This window comes from Brucella sp. MAB-22, from assembly GCF_025908475.1.
Lineage (GTDB): Bacteria > Pseudomonadota > Alphaproteobacteria > Rhizobiales > Rhizobiaceae > Brucella > Brucella anthropi.
Window position 1 is genome coordinate 1,928,636 of the sequence record NZ_CP109782.1, and the last position, 17,312, is coordinate 1,945,947.

Sequence of the window (17,312 nt, forward strand, 5' to 3'; positions counted from 1 at the left end):
CCATTACAAATCTGCTCTGCCATTGCCCTCAACGAAAAGACAGCGCTGTCAATCGTCGAGCCTACCCCAGCCGAAAGGCTGGGGATTTGGGGCAATGGCATGCAGAAAGGTTACGGGCATATCCTCCGATACGCCCAAAACCGCATTACTGGATCTGGTCTTCCTTGTAGTAACCGCTATCGACCAGAACCTGCTTCCAGTTCGACTTGTCGACGATCACCGGCTTGAGCAGATAGGACGGCACAACCTTGACGCCATTGTCATAGGTCTTGGTGTCGTTGACTTCCGGCTCCTTGCCGGTCATCAGCGCATCGACCATATCGACCGTGACCTTGGCGAGTTCGCGCGTATCCTTGAAGATGGTCGAGTTCTGTTCGCCAGCGAGGATCGACTTCACCGAAGGCACTTCCGCATCCTGACCGGAAACGACCGGCATCGGCATGTCGCCACTGCCATAGCCTACACCCTTGAGGGAGGACAGGATACCGATGGAGATGCCGTCATAAGGTGACAGGACTGCATCGAGCTTCTTGTCGGAATAATAGGCCGAAAGGATCGAATCCATGCGGGCCTGAGCAGTTGCACCGTCCCAGCGCAGCGTTGCAACCTTGTCCATGCCGGTCTGGCCGCTGCCGATAACGACCTTGCCGCTATCGATATAAGGCTGCAGAACGGACATCGCCCCGTTGTAGAAGAAGTAGGCGTTGTTATCGTCCGGCGATCCGCCGAAAAGCTCGATATTGAACGGACCCGGCTTGTTCTTGAGGTCCAGCGCGGTTTCAATCGATTGCGCCTGCAGCACGCCGACCTGGAAATTGTCGAAGGTCGCATAATAATCGACATTCGGCGTATCGCGGATGAGGCGGTCATAGGCGATAACCTTGATGCCCGCATCGTGGGCCTTGGCCAGAACATCGGAAAGCGTCGTGCCGTCGATGGATGCAACGACGAGAACCTTGGCGCCCTTGGTCACCATGTTTTCGATCTGCGCCAGCTGGTTGGGCACATCGTCTTCAGCATACTGAAGATCGGTCTGATAGCCGCGTTCCTTCAGCACCTTGACCATGTTGTCGCCATCAGCAATCCAGCGCGCCGAAGACTTCGTCGGCATGGCGACGGCGACAAGACCCTTGTCTTCCGCATGCGCCAAACCGCCAAAGGCAAGCGCGGCCATCGCGACTGCCAGTGTTAGAGATTTCATGCCTGCCATTGTCTCACTCCCAAATTGGGACAGGCTTTTCCGCCTGTCGTTCTCCCAAAATTTCCGCCCCCGCCTTCCGGCCATGCGGAATTCCTCCGGAACAAGTTCTCAAGGGGCCGTCAGCCCGCGATCTTGTCCCATGCCGCAACCGCGCGCTCGGCGCGTTCGCGAACCTCAGCAACCGTCAATCCGGCCTTGTAAAGACTGGAACCGAGTCCGAAGCAGCTCACTCCCGCTGCCCGATAGGTCGCAAAATCAGCCTCGGAAACACCGCCCACGGCGCCGACCGGAATATCCTTCGGCAAGACGGCGGATATCGCCTTGATACCGTCCGCGCCGAGTACGCTGGCCGGAAAGAACTTCAGCGCCGATGCGCCTGCACGGATCGCCGAAAAGGCTTCCGTCGGCGTGAAAACGCCGGGCATCGTCACCATGCCGTGCTGTCCGGCACGACGGATGACATCCGGCTCGACATTGGGGCTGACCAGAAGCCTGCCGCCGACATCGTTGAGACGGTCCACATCTTCGACGCTCAACACGGTCCCGGCCCCGATCAGCACGCCCGCAGGCGCAAGCTTCGCCGCCTTCTCAATCGAGACGAAAGGCTCCGGCGAATTGAGCGGAATTTCAATCGCCTCGAAACCCGTCTCGATCAGCGCTCCGACGATTGCTTCCGTTTCTTCCGGGCGAATGCCGCGCAGGATCGCGACCAGCGGATAGCGCAGCTTTGGCCATGCGATGCGGTCGCTCATTGCGCAGCTCCTTCGAAGGCGTGTTTTGCAGCCATGAACAGACCGTCTCGCACCAGCTCATCGGCTGCAACGCGCCTGACTGTCAGCCCGGCGATTTCAAGCGCGCTGGCATAGAGCGCGCCCATCATGTCGTCTGAAAGGAGCAGCACTTCTTCGGGTTTGCCATAAAGCATGCGCCCGCCTGCCACTTCCAGCCCGATCAACAAGCCCGACAAACGGGCCAGCTGGTCGGTCGGCTTGCGATCATGGACGAGCCAGCCTGCGCGAATGGAAAAAAGCGCGTTGGAAATCAGTGCCGGGTTTTCGAGCGACGCCCTGACGCCCGCAGCGAAAGCTACACCATTCGGATCGACCGCCGCGGCACCTTCCAGCGCACCGGCCAGTACCGATTTTTCCTTCAAAAGAGCGAACATTTCACCGGTCATGAAGGTTCGGTAATCGGCAAGGCCACCGTCGGCAATCCGCACCCATTTGGCATGGGTGCCGGGCATGACGACAACCGCATCATGCGTGCCCCCGTGCACAAGTCCAAGAAGCTTCGTCTCCTCGCCACGCATAACATCGGGTGCCGTTTCGTCCCGACGCGCGACGCCCGGCAACATGATGACGTGACGGCGCGCGGGCACGCGCACCGCAGCCTTCACGATGCCATCCAACCCGGCGGGCAAGCTCATATAGGGCGCTTCGATCCAGCCGGTCCGCGAACCGGCCATGCCGCAGATCACCACCGGCAGATCGTCCGACGCGCCGACAGAAGCAAGGTGCCGTTCGAGCGTTGGCTCGAAACCGGCTTCCTTTGCCTGCAGCAGACCATCATCGCCACGGCTTTCGCCCAGCACATTGCCATCGACATCCAGCGTCCAGAGGCGGAACCGGGTGGTGCCCCAGTCCGCAACTGCCGCAAATGGCATTTTATCGAGAGCCATCCGGGGAACCTTAGTGGTTATCTCGCGGCAGGCCACGCGTATGCGCGATGTCCTGATACTTGACCGCGTTTTCGAGAACTGCACCGGTTTCCATCTGGCCGACAACAGCGCGCTGGATTTCCTGCCACGGTGTCTGGCTTTCCGGATATTTGTAGCCACCGGCAGCTTCCAGAGCCTTGCGACGCTCGGCCAGTTCTTCGTCAGAGATCAGAATGTCAGCGCTGCCGCGACCAAGATCGATACGCACGCGGTCACCGGTCCTCAGAATAGCCAGACCGCCGCCAGCAGCAGCTTCCGGCGAGGCATTGAGGATCGAAGGCGAACCCGACGTGCCCGACTGGCGACCGTCGCCGATGCATGGCAGTGAGCTGATACCCTTTTTCAGAAGGTAATTCGGCGCGCGCATGTTGACGACTTCCGCCGCACCCGGATAACCGATGGGGCCAGCGCCACGCATGAACAGCACCGTATTCTCGTCGATTTCCAGTGCCGGATCGTCGATGCGGTGATGATAATCTTCCGGCCCATCGAATACGACCGCCTTACCCTCGAATGCATTCGGGTCCTTGTCGTCGGACAGGTAGCGATTGCGGAACTCGTCCGAAATCACGCTGAGCTTCATGATCGCCGACGAAAACAGATTGCCGCGCAGCACGCGGAATCCGGCATGCTTCTTCAGCGGCTGATCGTAGGTCTTGATGACATTGCCGTCTTCGATGGTCGCGTTCTTGCAATTCTCGCCGATGGTCTTGCCATTGACGGTCAGCGCATCTTCATTGATGAGGCCCTGCCCCATCAGCTGATTGACGACGGCTGGCACACCGCCCGCATGGTAGTAATCTTCACCAAGATATTCACCGGCAGGCTGCAGATTGACCAGAAGCGGAATTTCCTCACCATATTTCTGCCAGTCATCGACCGTCAGCTCCACGCCGACATGACGGGCCAGAGCGTTCAGATGGATCGGCGCATTGGTCGAACCGCCAATAGCGGAATTGACGCGGATGGCATTGACGAAGGCATCCTTGGTCAGAATGTCCGACGGCTTCAAATCCTCATGCACCATTTCAACGATGCGGCGTCCCGATAGATAAGAAACTTCCTGACGGTCGCGATAAGGCGCCGGAATGGCGGCGGAGCCCGGAAGCTGCATGCCGAGCGCTTCGGCGAGCGAATTCATCGTCGTGGCCGTGCCCATCGTGTTGCAATAGCCGGTCGATGGAGCCGAGGAAGCAACCAGCTTGACGAAGCCCTGATAGTCGATTTCGCCCTTGGCAAGCAGCTCGCGCGCCTTCCAGACGATGGTGCCGGAGCCTGTGCGTTCGCCGCGGAACCAGCCATTGAGCATCGGGCCCACCGACAGAGCAATCGCCGGAATATTGACAGTTGCGGCTGCCATCAGGCAGGCAGGCGTGGTCTTGTCACAACCGATTGTCAGCACGACACCATCAAGCGGATAGCCATAAAGCACTTCCACGAGGCCGAGATAGGCAAGGTTGCGGTCCAGACCAGCGGTCGGGCGCTTGCCGGTTTCCTGAATTGGATGAACCGGAAATTCAATGACAATGCCGCCCGCCTCGCGAACACCTTCGCGCACGCGCTTGGCCAGCTCCAGATGATGACGGTTGCAAGGTGAGAGGTCGGAGCCCGTCTGCGCGATGCCGATGATCGGACGACCGGACTGCAGCTCTTCCTGGCTCAGGCCATAATTCATGTAGCGCTCCAGATAGAGCGCCGTCATATCGACATTATCAGGATTGTCGAACCAGGCGCGCGAGCGGAGCTTTGGCGTTTTCGGAGAGACGGGCTTGTTCATTTCATTGTCCTGCGTGGGTGAGAGGCCGCGTTACGACAACCTCGATTCCTAATCTTCAAAAGCTTCGACGACATGCCGCTTTCCGAGCAGAAACGCATCGGCCACATGGGTCAGTGGAGCGAGATCAACATCCGAACGCCCCGCGCCGATCAATTGCACGAAACGCTTGTAAAGTCGTTGATATTCGCGGTCCGGCTCGGCCATTTTCTCCACGCCTGCGATGGTCAGGCGGCTACCGCCATGGCTGAGAAGCAGCGTTCCTTTATCGGTCTCAACACGAATATCCCATGTCTGCGGACCCGTCTGGCGCCAGTCGAGTTCGAACGAAACCGGTATGCCGCTTTCCGTCTGAAACTTGAGATCGGCTGCGATGGGTGCCGCACGGTTTTTGGGAAAATAAAGATCGGATTGCGTGAGAAAGAAGCGCTCCGGCAAAATATGCGTGACGATGGAAAGCGCATTAATGCCTGGGTCGAACACACCGAGACCACCCGGCTCCCAGATCCATTGCTGGCCGGGATGCCAGTGGCGGACATCTTCCTTCCACGTGACCGAAACCGAACGAATTTCCGCATCTTTCAGGAATTCCCGCGCCGGCTCGACCGCTGCGGCTTCGCGCGAGTGCCACGTGGCGTAAAGCGTCACGTCTTCCGCTTGCGCAAGACGCTCCAGCGCCTGCACTTCCGAAATGGTTGCACCCGGAGGCTTCTCCAGCATCACATGCTTGCGCGCCTTCAAGGCTGCGTAGGCCTGGCTAAAGCGCCCTTGCGGCGGTGTGCAGAGCGACACCGCGTCAATGGCAACGTCGCTGCCCAGCAGCTCATCGATGTTGTGAAAAGACGGCAGGCCGTCCAGCCCGGCATTGCGACTGGCAATGGCTTTCAGCTCAATGCCATCGACGGCTTCAATAGACGGCAGATGCTGGTCACGCGCAATCTTGCCCAGACCGACGATTGCGAGAGCGATGTTCGGTTCCGCCGCCATGTTCAAAGCGCCTTCACGACAAGGTTTTTAGCTGCTGCCTGAGCCAGCCTGTTGACCAGCGGATAACGGAACGGCTTGGCGGAAATCTCGAACTGGTCGCCAGCTTCCGTCTTCACGCCTTCTGAGAAAGACAAGGTTGCCGTGCCAAAGAAATGAACATGAATGTCGCCCGGACGGCGGAACAGCTCATATTTGAAATGATGGTGTTCCAGATTGGCGATCGTATGTGACATGTTCGCTTCACCCGAAAGGAACGGCTTTTCAAAGATCACCTGATCGCCGCGACGAATGCGCGAAACGCCCTCCACATGGTCAGGCAACGCCCCCACATATAGTTCCGGCCCCAACGCGGCCTGACGCAGCTTGGAATGGGCAAGCCAGAGATAGTTCTGCTTCTCGGTCACATGATCGGAAAATTCATTGGCAAGGCAGAAGCCAAGCCGGAATGGCGTACCATCCGGGCCGATCAGGTAGATGCCCGCCAGTTCCGGTTCTTCGCCGCCATCTTCCGCAAAGGAAGGCGAAACCAGTTCGCCGCCGGTTGCCACCAGCGCCGAACCGTCGCCCTTGTAGAACCATTCCGGCTGCACGCCGGTTTCGCCCGGCTTCGGTTTGCCGCCTTCGACACCCATCAGGAACATGCGCATGGAATCGGTCGGTTTTTCGGCGGCCTGTGCTGCCTTGTGCATCTTGTCGCGACCGTCAGCAGAGCCAAGATGTGTGAGGCCCGTGCCGGCAACAATCAGATGTGCTGGGTCAGAATGGGTAATCGGCAGGCCGACGCGGCCCGCAGCCAGAGCGGCGTCTATATCGACGGCTTCGCCCTTGCCGCTGCGTACGACTTGTGCCTCAAGGCTGATACCCGCTGCAATGGCTGCCGAGGCTAGCTCATAGGTCGTTGCTACGCCCTTGACGACATGCGCCGCTCCCTCCTCACTGCAGGCAGCCACACGCATTTCTCCGCTTTCATCGCGGAACTGGACCAGACGCAACATTAAACCTCCCATTTTCCGCATACCCGTTGCGGAATTCACCCCGACCGCTTGAGAAACGCCATAAGACGCCAATTTACGGTTCGTGTTATTAATATGACTATTTTGCCGTCACCCGCTTTGTCAAGCAAGCAGACGCCCCCACCGGGGCAGTTCGCGAATCCTGCCCCCCTCGCACGAATACAAGCCTTTGTTTTATATATGTAAATAGCAATATTGCGCGTTTGTCGCACCGGCATTTTATTGGGAAACGTCGAAAGGCGCTTGCCATAAAGTAATATTATATGCTTCATAAACGCGAAGGCCGGGAGGGCCTTACTGGGAGGAACCATCATGAAACGCACATTGACGGCCCTGACGGCCGCATTTTCTTTTGCCCTGATTTCGAGCGCATCTGCTGCATCGCTGACGGTTGGCTTTTCGCAGATCGGTTCGGAATCGGGCTGGCGTGCTGCAGAAACGGCCCTGACCAAGCAGGAAGCCGAAAAACGCGGCTATACGCTCAAGTTCGCCGATGCACAGCAAAAGCAGGAAAACCAGATCAAGGCCGTTCGTGGCTTCATCGCTCAAGGGGTTGATGCAATCCTGATCGCACCGGTGGTCTCCACAGGTTGGGACGCCGTTCTGAAGGAAGCCAAGGAAGCCGAAATTCCGGTCGTCCTGCTCGACCGCCAGATCGATTCTCCGGAAGACCTTTATCTGACCGCCGTAACCTCCGATCAGGTTCATGAAGGCAAGGTGGCCGGTGACTGGCTGGTGAAGGATGTGGGCGACAAGCCGTGCAATGTGGTCGAGCTTCAGGGCACCACCGGTTCCTCGCCCGCCATCAACCGCAAGAAGGGTTTTGAAGACGCCATCAAGGGTCATGACAACATCAAGATTTCCCGCTCGCAGACGGGTGACTTCACCCGCACAAAGGGCAAGGAAGTCATGGAAAGCTTCATCAAGGCCGAAGGCGGCGGCAAGAATATCTGCGCCGTCTATGCCCATAATGACGACATGGCTGTCGGCGCCATTCAGGCAATCAAGGAAGCTGGCTTGAAGCCGGGCACGGAAATCAAGATCGTGTCGATCGACTCCGTACCGGATATCTTTCAGGCCATGGCGAACGGCGAAGCCAATGCGACCGTCGAGCTGACGCCGAACATGGCAGGCCCGGCCTTCGACGCGATTGAAGCCTTCAAGGACAAGGGCACCGTTCCACCGAAGTGGATCCAGACGGAATCGAAGCTCTACACGCAGGCTGACGATCCGAAGGCCGTCTACGAAGCCAAGAAGGGTCTCGGTTACTGATCCTCTCGTCCTCGGGCCGCGTTTGTCGCGGCCCGGAATGACCTTTGCAAAATGCAATGGAAGACTGCCATGGCTGCAAAAGACGCTCCATCGGCGGCCGCAATGCCGCTTCTTGAAGCCCGTTCGATCACCAAATCCTTTCTGGGCGTGACCGCGCTCGACCATGTCGATTTCACGCTCAACCGCGGGGAAATCCATGCATTGCTCGGCGAAAACGGCGCGGGTAAATCCACGCTTATCAAGATATTGACCGGCGCTTACCACGGCTTCGGTGGTTCGATCCTGCTTGAGGGCCAGCCGATTGCGCCCGCCTCCGTGGCTGAAGCGCAGACATTTGGCATCGGCACGGTCTATCAGGAGGTCAACCTTCTCGAAAATCTGACGGTAGCAGAAAACCTGTTTCTGGGACGCCAGCCGAAACGTTTCGGACTGGTCGACCGGGGCCGGATGGAAAAAGATGCGACGAACCTTCTTTCCCGCTATGGCCTCACCATCGATGTCGGCGTGCCTCTGTCCGCCTATTCGGTCGCCATCCGCCAGATCATCGCGATTGCACGCGCCGTCGATCTCTCAGGCAAGGTGCTCGTCCTTGACGAACCGACCGCCAGTCTCGATGCACGCGAAGTCGAGATGCTGTTCGGCGTGCTGCGCCAGTTGAAGGCAGAAGGCCTCGGCATCATCGTAATCACCCATTTTCTGGATCAGGTCTACGCCATCGCCGATTGCGCCACCGTATTGCGCAACGGACGGCTGGTCGGCAGCCGCAACCTGTCGGAACTGCCGCGCACCGATCTCATTTCCATGATGCTCGGCCACCAGTTGCAGGAAACTGTGCGCCGCCAGCTGACCGAGGAAGTAAGCCGCGACACGGTTGCCCCGATCCGCTTTGCAGGCTTCGGCAGACAAGGCAGCGTTGCGCCGTTCGATCTCTCGATCCAGCCGGGAGAAGCCGTTGGCATTGCCGGGTTGCTCGGTTCCGGCCGCACCGAAACCGCGCTGTTGATGTTCGGTGTCGATCAGACCGATAGCGGCACCTTGACCGTCGACGGCAAGGAAACGAGGCTCCCCTCGCCCGTTGCGGCCATTGCGGAACGCTTCGCCTTCTGCCCAGAAGAACGCAAGACAGACGGCATTATCGGCGATTTCTCGATGGCGGAGAACATCGCGCTGGCGGTTCAGGCGAAGCGCGGATGGTCCAGACCGATTTCCTCACGCGAGAAGACGGCGCTTGCGCAGCGTTACATCAAGGCGCTCGATATTCGCCCGCCCGATCCTGACAAGCCGATCAAGTTCCTGTCCGGCGGCAACCAGCAGAAAGCCATATTGGCACGCTGGCTTGCCACCGACCCACGCCTGCTGATCCTCGATGAGCCGACGCGTGGCATCGATATCGGCGCCCATGCTGAAATCCTGAAGCTCATCGGCGAACTTTGCGCCGAAGGCATGTCGCTGGTCATCATCTCGTCGGAATTCGAGGAGCTTGCCGCCGTTGCCAATCGCGTCATCGTCCTGTCCGACCGTCGCCATGTGGCGGAACTGAAGGGCGAGGAAATCACTGCCGACAATATCGTGCGTGCAATCGCAGAGACCGGAAGCGAAAAGGAAGCTGCAGCATGATTGCCCGCATGACCAGAAAACTCAAAAGACTGGCGCCGCAACTGGCCGCCCTTGTGCTCATTCTGGTGGCGAACACCATCATCGCACCCGGCTTTCTCGACATTTCCTTCCAGAACGGACGGCTCTATGGAAGCCTGATCGATATTCTGGTGCGCGCCGCACCCGTCGCCATTCTGGCTGTCGGCATGACGCTGGTGATCGCAACGCGCGGCATCGATCTGTCAGTCGGTGCAGTCATGGCGATCAGCGGTGCTTTTGCCGCGTCGCTCATCGTCGCGGGCTATCCGCTTGCAATCGTCATTCCGGCAGCGCTTGGCGTGGGCCTTCTGTGTGGCTTGTGGAACGGCTTTCTGGTTGCGGTCTTCGATATCCAGCCGATCATCGCGACGCTTATCCTGATGGTGGCAGGTCGCGGCATCGCACAGCTTATCACCGAAGGCGCGATCCTGACCTTCAACAATGACTCCTTTGCGGCGCTTGGCTCCGGCTCCTTCCTCGGTGTGCCCGTTCCAGTCCTGATATGGATTCTGGCCGGTCTCGTTGTGGGCCTCGCAGTGCGCTCCAGTGCACTTGGCTTCCTGATCGAGGCGACCGGCATCAACCGTCGCGCAGCGATGCTGGCGGGGGTCAAGGCGCGCTTTCTCCTGTTCAGCGTCTATGCGGTTTCCGGCGTCGGCGCTGCCCTTGCGGGGCTGATCGCGGCGGCGGATATTCGCGGCGCAGATGCCAACAATGCCGGGCTGTGGCTTGAACTCGACGCGATTCTGGCGGTCGTCATCGGCGGCACCTCGCTCAATGGCGGGCGTTTCTCGATCATGGCTTCGCTGCTCGGCGCGCTCATCATCCAGTCGATCAACACAGGCATTCTGATGGCGGGCTTTCCGCCGGAATTCAACCTCATCATCAAGGCCGTCATCATCGTGATCGTGCTCACCTTCCAGTCGCCGGCCATTGTCCAGCTCATTACCTTCCTGCGCTCGGAACGCAAGGGCAATGGAGCCAATCCGGTCCGTCAAAGCCAGCAGGGAGCACGGCAATGAGAGCACTGCGCAATCTGCCCTTCCTGACGACGGTTGCAATCTTCCTGCTCGCCTATGCGATCTGCATCGTCCAGTTTCCGAACATGCTGTCGACACGGGTAATCGGCAATCTTCTGACCGACAACGCCTTCCTCGGCATAGCCGCCGTCGGCATGACATTCGTGATCCTTTCCGGCGGCATCGACCTGTCGGTCGGCTCGGTCATCGCCTTCACCAGCGTTTTCGTTGCCGTGATGGTCGGGCAGCTCGGCGTGCATCCGCTCGTGGCATTCGGCCTCGTTCTTGTGATCGCTGCATTGTTCGGGGCGTGGATGGGCATGATGATCCATTTCTTGCGGATCCCGCCTTTCGTGGCCACACTTGCGGGCATGTTTCTGGCGCGCGGTGCGGCCTTCCTCATCTCGACGCAATCCGTGCCCATCGCGCATCCGTTTCTCGACACCTTGCAGGGGCTTTATTTCCGCCTGCCGGGTGGCGGCAGGCTGACATTCATCGCCATGCTCATGCTCGCGGTCTTCATCGTTGGCGGCATCATCGCCCATCGCACGCGCTTCGGCGCCAATATCTACGCGCTTGGCGGCAACCAGCAGTCGGCAGAGCTGATGGGCGTTCCGATTGCCCGCACGACAATCGGCATCTATACGATGTCGGGTATCCTTTCCGGCCTCGCCGGGATCGTTTATACGCTTTATACGTCGTCCGGCTATTCGCTGGCGACGGTTGGGGTAGAACTGGACGCCATCGCTTCGGTGGTGATCGGCGGGACATTGCTGACAGGTGGCGCAGGCCTTGTGGCCGGAACATTTGTCGGCATTCTCATACAGGGGCTGATCCAGACATACATTGTTTTCGACGGAACGCTGTCTTCCTGGTGGACGAAAATAGCAATCGGTATATTGCTGTTCCTGTTCATTGCTCTGCAACGAGGACTTGCGTGGTTCTCGGATCTAAGGCGCATCCCGAAAAGTGGGAACCGGTTTTCGGGCAAGATGCGCATTGAAACAAATAGCTAGCCAGGCAACGAATGAAGGAGGCCTGAATTGGGATTGCTGGAAACGGCCATAACCGGACGCAAACGCCATAACAGCCACGCTGTCGTGGTGGGTGAACTGGGCCGCGGCATCGTCGCGGGAACCATTCCTGCAGGGTCCATCCTTCCGGGCGATCATGAATTATCGCTGCGCTTCGGCGTTTCCCGCACCGTTCTGCGCGAAGCAATGAAAACCCTTGCCGCCAAGCGCCTCATAGAACCTAAGGCCAAGGTCGGCACCCGTGTTCTCGGCCATGCGAGCTGGAATTTCTTCGATCCCGATGTTCTGACATGGCGCTTCGAGGCAGGCTTCGATGAAGTCTTCGTGGACCATCTGGCGGAAATGCGCATGGCGCTGGAACCGGCAGCCGCCGCCGCAGCAGCAGAGCGTGCCACCAGCGACGAGATTGTCGAACTTTACGCGCTCGCCGCCAAGTTCGACGATCCGAACCACACGCCTGAATCCATCGCCAAGGTCGATCTGGAATTTCATCTGGCCATTGCGCGCATGTCGGGCAATCCGTTCATGCGCTCGGTCAGCGGATTGATCGAAGCGGCGCTGGCAATCTCGTTCCAGCTTTCATCACCCGCCTCATCGCGAGAAGGCATTGCCGAATGCGCGGCCAATCACCTGCGCATTGCCCACGCCATTGCATCGCGTGATCCACAAAAAGCACGTCTGGCCATGGAAAGCGTTATCAAGCTCGGCGTCGATCGCATCCGCGATGTGATCTGAAGGTTACGATACCTTCAGATCAAACTGCGGCTCGCCGCGCAGCGTATTACTGACCGTGCAGATTTCCTCAGCCATTTCGGCGAGACGATACTTTTCGTCGTCGGTCAGGTCACCGCCGAAATGGAAGGTGATGTTGAACCGTTCGATACGCGACGGTCCTTCATGCGCCTTGTCACCCTTCACTTCCACCCGCACATCGGTCAGCTTTTCCTTCAATTCGAGCTTGGTGGCAGCAATGCGCGCGCTGAGCGCCATGCAGGCAGCGACCGACGAATAGATGAGATCGAGCGGATTGAAGCCCGCCTGACTGACACTCGTAACGAGCTCGACCACGCCGCCGGTCGGCGTGGTGATGACTGGCAGTTTTCCATGCGGCATTTCGGCGATGGCACCCGTCTCGCGGGTTCTGACTTTCAGTTCGCTCATTCCTGAATTCTCCTGTAGTCCACATGCCGTGCCAGCCAGCAGCCGACGGTCATGCCTGTTATCTCGCCTTTGGCGTCACGATGGAAGACAAGTTTCCATTCGCCCGGCGACGGCGCGTCCATCGAGCGCTGCACCGGCAGCAGCCAGACATCCGGTCCCGCCTCATAGAGCGAATACATATCGCTCTTGCCAAGAAACCCTTCAAAGGCCCCATAGAAAGCACCGCCCTCATTGACGATCAAAAGATCGGCCTCAAGTTCGTCGCTGCGATAGTGCCCCGCAATATCCTGCTTCGCCGCGCCTTTCAGGCGCTGCATTGTCAGGCTCAGATTTTCGTCCTCGCGCGCCAGATGGATCGTGTCGCCATCGCGGCGGATCGCGGTCATCGAGGAACGCGCTTCGTTCTCGCCCACGACGTCCATCATTTCCGGGCCAGTGCCGAAACGTGCCTTCATGCGTCCGCGTCCGGCATCTTCAAGGCTCAGCACGAGGCCGGTTTCATGGTCGAGCCATGAGCCGAACCATACGGCATCGGCTGCAACGCGAACCTGTTCCGATGTCGGGACGCCAAGCGCAATGTTCATCAGCTTGAAGGCGACGTCGGAAGCTCCGCCTTCAAAATTGAACATAGCGATTGTCGAAAGGCGCTCATCGGCGCAATGCCAGCGCTGGCAGCGCCAGCCGCGCAAAGCCCCGCCATGGCCGGTCAGTCGCTTGCCGCCCGTTTCCTCGAATTTGAGGCCGAGACCGTAGGGAGCAGCAGCACCGTCGCTGAAAGTCTGAAGACCGCTCAGGCGACGATAGATTCCGCTTTCGTCGCCGCGGGTCGCATCAATGAACTGTTCCCAGGCAATCATGTCGTCCAGCGACGCGCAGATGCCGGCATCGCCCATCCAGTGGATGCGATTGACGGCAGGCAGGAAGCCGCGCACCGTATCACCCTCATAGCCGGTGCATTCGCTGAACAGCGCGGTATCAGGGATAAGCTCTGCGGTCTTCATACCCGCAGGCTGAAAAATGCGCTCCGACAGGAGGTCGATCAGTGTTCCACCTGTATGCTGCTCGATCAGATCAGCCAGAATGCGGAAATTGCCGTTGCAATAGGAATAATGCGTTCCCGGTGCAAAATGCGTGGTCTTCAGGCGGCGCAGCAGGCTTTGCGCCTGTTCGGGCCGAAAGACGCCTTCCGGATCAGCTCCGCACAGAACCGTCAGCGCCCAGTAATCACGCAGGCCCGACTGGTTGTTGCAAAGATCGCGCACGCTGGGACGCTTTTCAGCAAACTTGTCGAGATAGGCGGCAAGCGCATCATCAAGAACTTCCGGCTCGCCGACACTGTCGAGCAGAACGGCGCAGGTGAACTGCTTGCTGACCGAACAGATCGGCATGCGCGTTTCGGGCGTCATCGCCTTGCGAGTGGAAAGATCGGCAAAGCCCCATGCATGGCGCAGCACGACCTTGCCATCTTTCAGCACCGCGACCGCGCCACCTGGCCCTTTATAGTGCTGCGGAATGGTGCGAACGAAGGTTTCTAGCGCGGAAAGATCGAATTTTGACATGATGCTCAGGCGACTCAGATGAAAATCAACAGCCGCCACGAGGCATCATTTTGTCCGTTCGATCAAGGCCATGGCCGCATGCGGATTATGCGCCTTATAGCCGCTGATCACATAGAGATAGACATCGCGGGCGATATGGTCCGCAACAGGCGGCGTCACGGTCTTCAACCCTTCAGCGGGTTCTCCCGCCGCTATCGCCTTGGCGCGTGCAGCCCACTGATCGAGATGACTTTCACCATAGCCAAGCGGCTCGCTTTCCTTCGTTCCCATGATGCGAAGATAGGCGAAAGGTGCGGTCATATCGGCGAATTGCGGAAAGTCGCTGTCGCCTGCAATCACCACCGCTACGCCATATTCGCGCAGCAAGGCGATGAAGTCCGGTGAATTGAAACTGTCGTGACGCACCTCCACCGCATGGCGCACATCGCGCCCGTCGACACGCTTCGGCAGAAGCTTCAAAAAAGCCTCGAAGTCCACGGGGTCGAACTTCTTCGTTCCCATGAACTGCCAGTTGACCACGCCGAGCTTGTCCTTCAGTTCCATCATGCCGCCGGTCATGAACCGTTCAATGCTCTCACCCGCCTCCGCCAGCACACGGCGGTTGGTTGAAAAACGCGGTGCCTTCAATGAAAACACAAAGCCGTCCGGCGTTTCATCGTGCCATTTGGCGAAGGTCGTGGGCTTCTGCGGGCCATAATAAGTGCTGTTGATCTCGATGGATGTGAGCTTGCTCGATGCATATTCAAGCTGGCGCTTCTTCGACAGTTTTTCAGGATAGAAGCTCTTGTCCCACGGCTCATAGGCCCACCCGCCAATACCGACGCGGATCTTACCCGTGTTTTCCCTGGCCATTGCCATTCCTCCATACCGGTGCATCATGAGTTCATACAGTTTAGTCATGATGTTTAATCTGTATTCGCACCGCTGGCTATGTTCATATCAGCGTGCTTGACTGGGAGGAGAAGCAGGCGGCTGAACGTAAACTTTGCCGCGAGACTGAGGTTTATGCACCTGTCGGCCATTTGGGTGCGTCTGACCATGAGTTCCCGTTCCCCCAACACATGGATTGTCCCGGTTTTCGGGAGGATCTTTTTGAAAAGAGGCGGAGAAACCGTCCTTGCAAGGCGAGCCGGAATGGCGAGCGAGACATGGTGAGATTGAGGAAATGCATACAATGACGAGCAAACCCAATGCCCGTACCGGGGGCCAGATTTTGGTGGATGCGCTGCGCATCCACGGCACCGACCGGGTCTTCTGCGTCCCCGGCGAGAGCTATCTCGCTGCGCTTGACGCCTTTCATGATTCCAGCGACGCGATTGACCTGATCGTCTGCCGGCAGGAAGGCGGCGCGGCCTATATGGCGGAAGCCTATGGCAAGCTGACCGGCAAGCCGGGCATCTGCTTCGTCACACGCGGTCCCGGCGCAACCAACGCCTCTGTCGGTGTGCACACAGCCTTTCAAGACTCAACGCCGATGCTGCTCTTCATCGGTCAGGTCGCCAGCGATCAGGTCGAGCGCGAGGCGTTTCAGGAAATCGACTATCGCCGCATGTTCAGCCAGATGGCCAAATGGGTCGTCCAGATCGACGATGCCGCCCGCATTCCGGAACTGGTCAGCCAAGCCTTCCACCGCGCCGTCAACGGTCGCCCCGGCCCGGTCGTGATCGCCCTGCCGGAAGACATGCTGACATCCTATGCCGCCGTCAGCGACGCACCAGCCTTTAAACAGGTTCAGATGCATCCAGGTGCCGACCAGTTGCAGGACATGCAGGCGCTTCTTGCAAAGGCCGAACGGCCTCTGGTGATCGTCGGCGGTGGCGGCTGGAATGCGAGAGCCATCAGCGATCTGCAGAAATTTGCCGAGAACATGCACCTGCCCGTCGCGGCATCCTTCCGCTGCCAGGACATGTTCGACAACACTCACCCGCTCTATGCAGGCGAAATGGGAACCTCGATCAGCCCCAAGCTGGCGCAGCGTGTGCGCGACGCCGATCTGCTGATCGTAATCGGTGCCCGCCTCGGCGAAATGACGACACAGGGCTACGAACTCGTCTCCATTCCGGTGCCGCAGCAAAAGCTCGTCCATATCCATCCGGGCGCGGAGGAACTGGGCCGCGTCTATCATGCAGACGTTCCGGTCAATGCTTCCATGCCTGCCTTCTGTGCGGCAGCAGCAAAGCTTGCGCCGGTTGCTGATCCGCGCTGGAAATCATGGACCGACAGCGCCAATGCCGATTACCGCGACAACATCAAATCGCCGGTCATCCCCGGTGATGTGCAGATGGGCGAAGTGATGGAGTGGTTGCGCGCGCATCTGCCAGCCGACGCCATCATCACCAATGGCGCAGGCAACTATTCCGCCTGGCCGCATCGCTTCTACCAGTACCGTACCTATCGCAGCCAGCTGGCTCCCACCAACGGCTCGATGGGCTATGGCGTACCGGCTGCGGTCGCGGCCAAGCTCACCGCGCCGGAACGCACGGTCGTTGCCTTTGCAGGTGACGGCTGTTTCCTCATGAACGGACAGGAACTGGCAACAGCAGCGCAGTATGGAGCCAATGCCATCTTCATCGTCGTGAATAACGGCATGTATGGCACCATCCGTATGCATCAGGAGCGCACCTATCCGGGCCGCGTTTCAGGCACCGGCCTCGCCAATCCTGACTTCGCAGCGCTTGCCCGCGCCTATGGCCTGCATGGCGAAGTGGTGGAAAAGACGGCTGATTTTGCACCGGCCTTCGAGGCTTGCGAAAAGTCCGGCAAGCCGGGCCTCATCGAAATCCGCATCGATCCGGAAGCGCTTTCACCGAAGATGAGCCTCAGTCAGATGCGCGAGCAGGGTCTGGCCAAGCAGCGATAGACGGACGCCAAATAAAAAAGCACGCTTTCTTCTCGGCCAAGAAGGAAGCGTGCAAAAAGACATTTTCAATCACAACGCCC

The 17,312-nt window shown here is 58.8% G+C and carries 15 protein-coding genes; 6 read left to right on the forward strand and 9 right to left on the reverse strand.

Annotation, left to right across the window (positions count from 1 at the left end; translation table 11 throughout):
* Positions 1-145 precede the first annotated feature (145 nt).
* The 6 genes from chvE to araD1 all read right to left on the reverse strand — a co-directional run bounded on the left by chvE (position 146) and on the right by araD1 (position 6,674).
* The gene (gene chvE / locus OHI65_RS18815) at positions 146-1,210 is read right to left on the reverse strand and encodes a multiple monosaccharide ABC transporter substrate-binding protein (protein WP_125300006.1); all 1,065 of its coding nucleotides are present in this window, start codon (positions 1,208-1,210) and stop codon (positions 146-148) included.
* 110 nt (positions 1,211-1,320) lie between these two features.
* Entirely contained in the window at positions 1,321-1,953 is a 633-nt protein-coding gene (locus tag OHI65_RS18820; protein WP_012091489.1) for a 2-dehydro-3-deoxy-6-phosphogalactonate aldolase, read from the reverse strand.
* Positions 1,950-2,879 (reverse strand): 2-dehydro-3-deoxygalactonokinase, encoded by a 930-nt coding sequence (locus tag OHI65_RS18825; RefSeq protein WP_125300005.1) that lies wholly within the window; start codon positions 2,877-2,879, stop codon positions 1,950-1,952. The genes OHI65_RS18820 and OHI65_RS18825 overlap by 4 nt, the downstream gene beginning before the upstream one ends.
* Before the next feature lie 10 nt (positions 2,880-2,889).
* Complete coding sequence (locus OHI65_RS18830; RefSeq protein WP_010659490.1) at positions 2,890-4,695, reverse strand: IlvD/Edd family dehydratase; 1,806 nt, start codon at positions 4,693-4,695, stop codon at positions 2,890-2,892.
* Between the two features lie 48 nt (positions 4,696-4,743).
* A complete protein-coding gene (locus OHI65_RS18835; RefSeq protein ID WP_125300004.1) occupies positions 4,744-5,679 on the reverse strand; it encodes a Gfo/Idh/MocA family protein in 936 nt (311 codons plus the stop codon).
* Between the two features lie 2 nt (positions 5,680-5,681).
* Complete coding sequence (araD1, locus tag OHI65_RS18840) at positions 5,682-6,674, reverse strand: AraD1 family protein (RefSeq protein ID WP_125300003.1); 993 nt, start codon at positions 6,672-6,674, stop codon at positions 5,682-5,684.
* 330 nt (positions 6,675-7,004) lie between these two features.
* On the opposite strand from araD1, the gene ytfQ reads away from it, so the two are divergent.
* The 5 genes from ytfQ (at position 7,005) to OHI65_RS18865 (ending at position 12,387) form a co-directional block, all read left to right on the forward strand.
* Complete coding sequence (gene ytfQ, locus OHI65_RS18845) at positions 7,005-7,964, forward strand: galactofuranose ABC transporter, galactofuranose-binding protein YtfQ (protein WP_010659486.1); 960 nt, start codon at positions 7,005-7,007, stop codon at positions 7,962-7,964.
* Between the two features lie 69 nt (positions 7,965-8,033).
* The gene (locus OHI65_RS18850) at positions 8,034-9,581 is read left to right on the forward strand and encodes a sugar ABC transporter ATP-binding protein (protein ID WP_125300002.1); all 1,548 of its coding nucleotides are present in this window, start codon (positions 8,034-8,036) and stop codon (positions 9,579-9,581) included.
* Complete coding sequence (locus tag OHI65_RS18855; RefSeq protein WP_125300001.1) at positions 9,578-10,621, forward strand: ABC transporter permease; 1,044 nt, start codon at positions 9,578-9,580, stop codon at positions 10,619-10,621. The genes OHI65_RS18850 and OHI65_RS18855 overlap by 4 nt, the downstream gene beginning before the upstream one ends.
* Positions 10,618-11,634, forward strand: a complete 1,017-nt coding sequence (yjfF, locus tag OHI65_RS18860) for a galactofuranose ABC transporter, permease protein YjfF (RefSeq protein WP_010659483.1) — start codon at positions 10,618-10,620, stop codon at positions 11,632-11,634. Before OHI65_RS18855 ends, yjfF begins: the two co-directional genes overlap by 4 nt.
* Before the next feature lie 27 nt (positions 11,635-11,661).
* Positions 11,662-12,387 carry a FadR/GntR family transcriptional regulator gene (locus OHI65_RS18865; RefSeq protein ID WP_010659482.1) on the forward strand — a complete coding sequence of 242 codons (726 nt, stop codon included), beginning with the start codon at positions 11,662-11,664 and terminating at the stop codon, positions 12,385-12,387.
* Positions 12,388-12,390: 3 nt separating this feature from the next.
* Here the strand turns inward: OHI65_RS18865 and OHI65_RS18870 are convergent, their stop codons facing one another.
* The 3 genes from OHI65_RS18870 to OHI65_RS18880 are packed head-to-tail and all read right to left on the reverse strand — an operon-like array spanning position 12,391 to position 15,224.
* Positions 12,391-12,813, reverse strand: a complete 423-nt coding sequence (locus OHI65_RS18870; RefSeq protein WP_125300000.1) for an OsmC family protein — start codon at positions 12,811-12,813, stop codon at positions 12,391-12,393.
* Positions 12,810-14,372 (reverse strand): D-aminopeptidase, encoded by a 1,563-nt coding sequence (locus tag OHI65_RS18875; RefSeq protein WP_125299999.1) that lies wholly within the window; start codon positions 14,370-14,372, stop codon positions 12,810-12,812. Before OHI65_RS18875 ends, OHI65_RS18870 begins: the two co-directional genes overlap by 4 nt.
* A 45-nt stretch (positions 14,373-14,417) precedes the next feature.
* Positions 14,418-15,224, reverse strand: coding sequence for a DUF72 domain-containing protein (locus OHI65_RS18880; protein ID WP_125299998.1), 807 nt, complete (start codon positions 15,222-15,224; stop codon positions 14,418-14,420).
* A gap of 322 nt (positions 15,225-15,546) precedes the next feature.
* Between OHI65_RS18880 and OHI65_RS18885 the strand changes: the two genes are divergently transcribed.
* A complete protein-coding gene (locus OHI65_RS18885) occupies positions 15,547-17,232 on the forward strand; it encodes a thiamine pyrophosphate-binding protein (RefSeq protein WP_125299997.1) in 1,686 nt (561 codons plus the stop codon).
* Positions 17,233-17,312: the final 80 nt, after the last annotated feature.

What these genes read in the sequence shown, in the direction of transcription:
- OHI65_RS18820 (WP_012091489.1), bottom strand. Translation starts at nt 1,953, where the DNA reads ATGAGCGACCGCATCGCATGGCCAAAGCTGCGCTATCCGCTGGTCGCG.
- OHI65_RS18850 (WP_125300002.1), top strand. Translation starts at nt 8,034, where the DNA reads ATGGCTGCAAAAGACGCTCCATCGGCGGCCGCAATGCCGCTTCTTGAA.
- OHI65_RS18835 (WP_125300004.1), bottom strand. Translation starts at nt 5,679, where the DNA reads ATGGCGGCGGAACCGAACATCGCTCTCGCAATCGTCGGTCTGGGCAAG.
- yjfF (WP_010659483.1), top strand. Translation starts at nt 10,618, where the DNA reads ATGAGAGCACTGCGCAATCTGCCCTTCCTGACGACGGTTGCAATCTTC.
- araD1 (WP_125300003.1), bottom strand. Translation starts at nt 6,674, where the DNA reads ATGTTGCGTCTGGTCCAGTTCCGCGATGAAAGCGGAGAAATGCGTGTG.
- OHI65_RS18855 (WP_125300001.1), top strand. Translation starts at nt 9,578, where the DNA reads ATGATTGCCCGCATGACCAGAAAACTCAAAAGACTGGCGCCGCAACTG.
- OHI65_RS18870 (WP_125300000.1), bottom strand. Translation starts at nt 12,813, where the DNA reads ATGAGCGAACTGAAAGTCAGAACCCGCGAGACGGGTGCCATCGCCGAA.
- OHI65_RS18875 (WP_125299999.1), bottom strand. Translation starts at nt 14,372, where the DNA reads ATGTCAAAATTCGATCTTTCCGCGCTAGAAACCTTCGTTCGCACCATT.
- OHI65_RS18880 (WP_125299998.1), bottom strand. Translation starts at nt 15,224, where the DNA reads ATGGCCAGGGAAAACACGGGTAAGATCCGCGTCGGTATTGGCGGGTGG.
- ytfQ (WP_010659486.1), top strand. Translation starts at nt 7,005, where the DNA reads ATGAAACGCACATTGACGGCCCTGACGGCCGCATTTTCTTTTGCCCTG.
- chvE (WP_125300006.1), bottom strand. Translation starts at nt 1,210, where the DNA reads ATGGCAGGCATGAAATCTCTAACACTGGCAGTCGCGATGGCCGCGCTT.
- OHI65_RS18885 (WP_125299997.1), top strand. Translation starts at nt 15,547, where the DNA reads ATGACGAGCAAACCCAATGCCCGTACCGGGGGCCAGATTTTGGTGGAT.
- OHI65_RS18830 (WP_010659490.1), bottom strand. Translation starts at nt 4,695, where the DNA reads ATGAACAAGCCCGTCTCTCCGAAAACGCCAAAGCTCCGCTCGCGCGCC.
- OHI65_RS18825 (WP_125300005.1), bottom strand. Translation starts at nt 2,879, where the DNA reads ATGGCTCTCGATAAAATGCCATTTGCGGCAGTTGCGGACTGGGGCACC.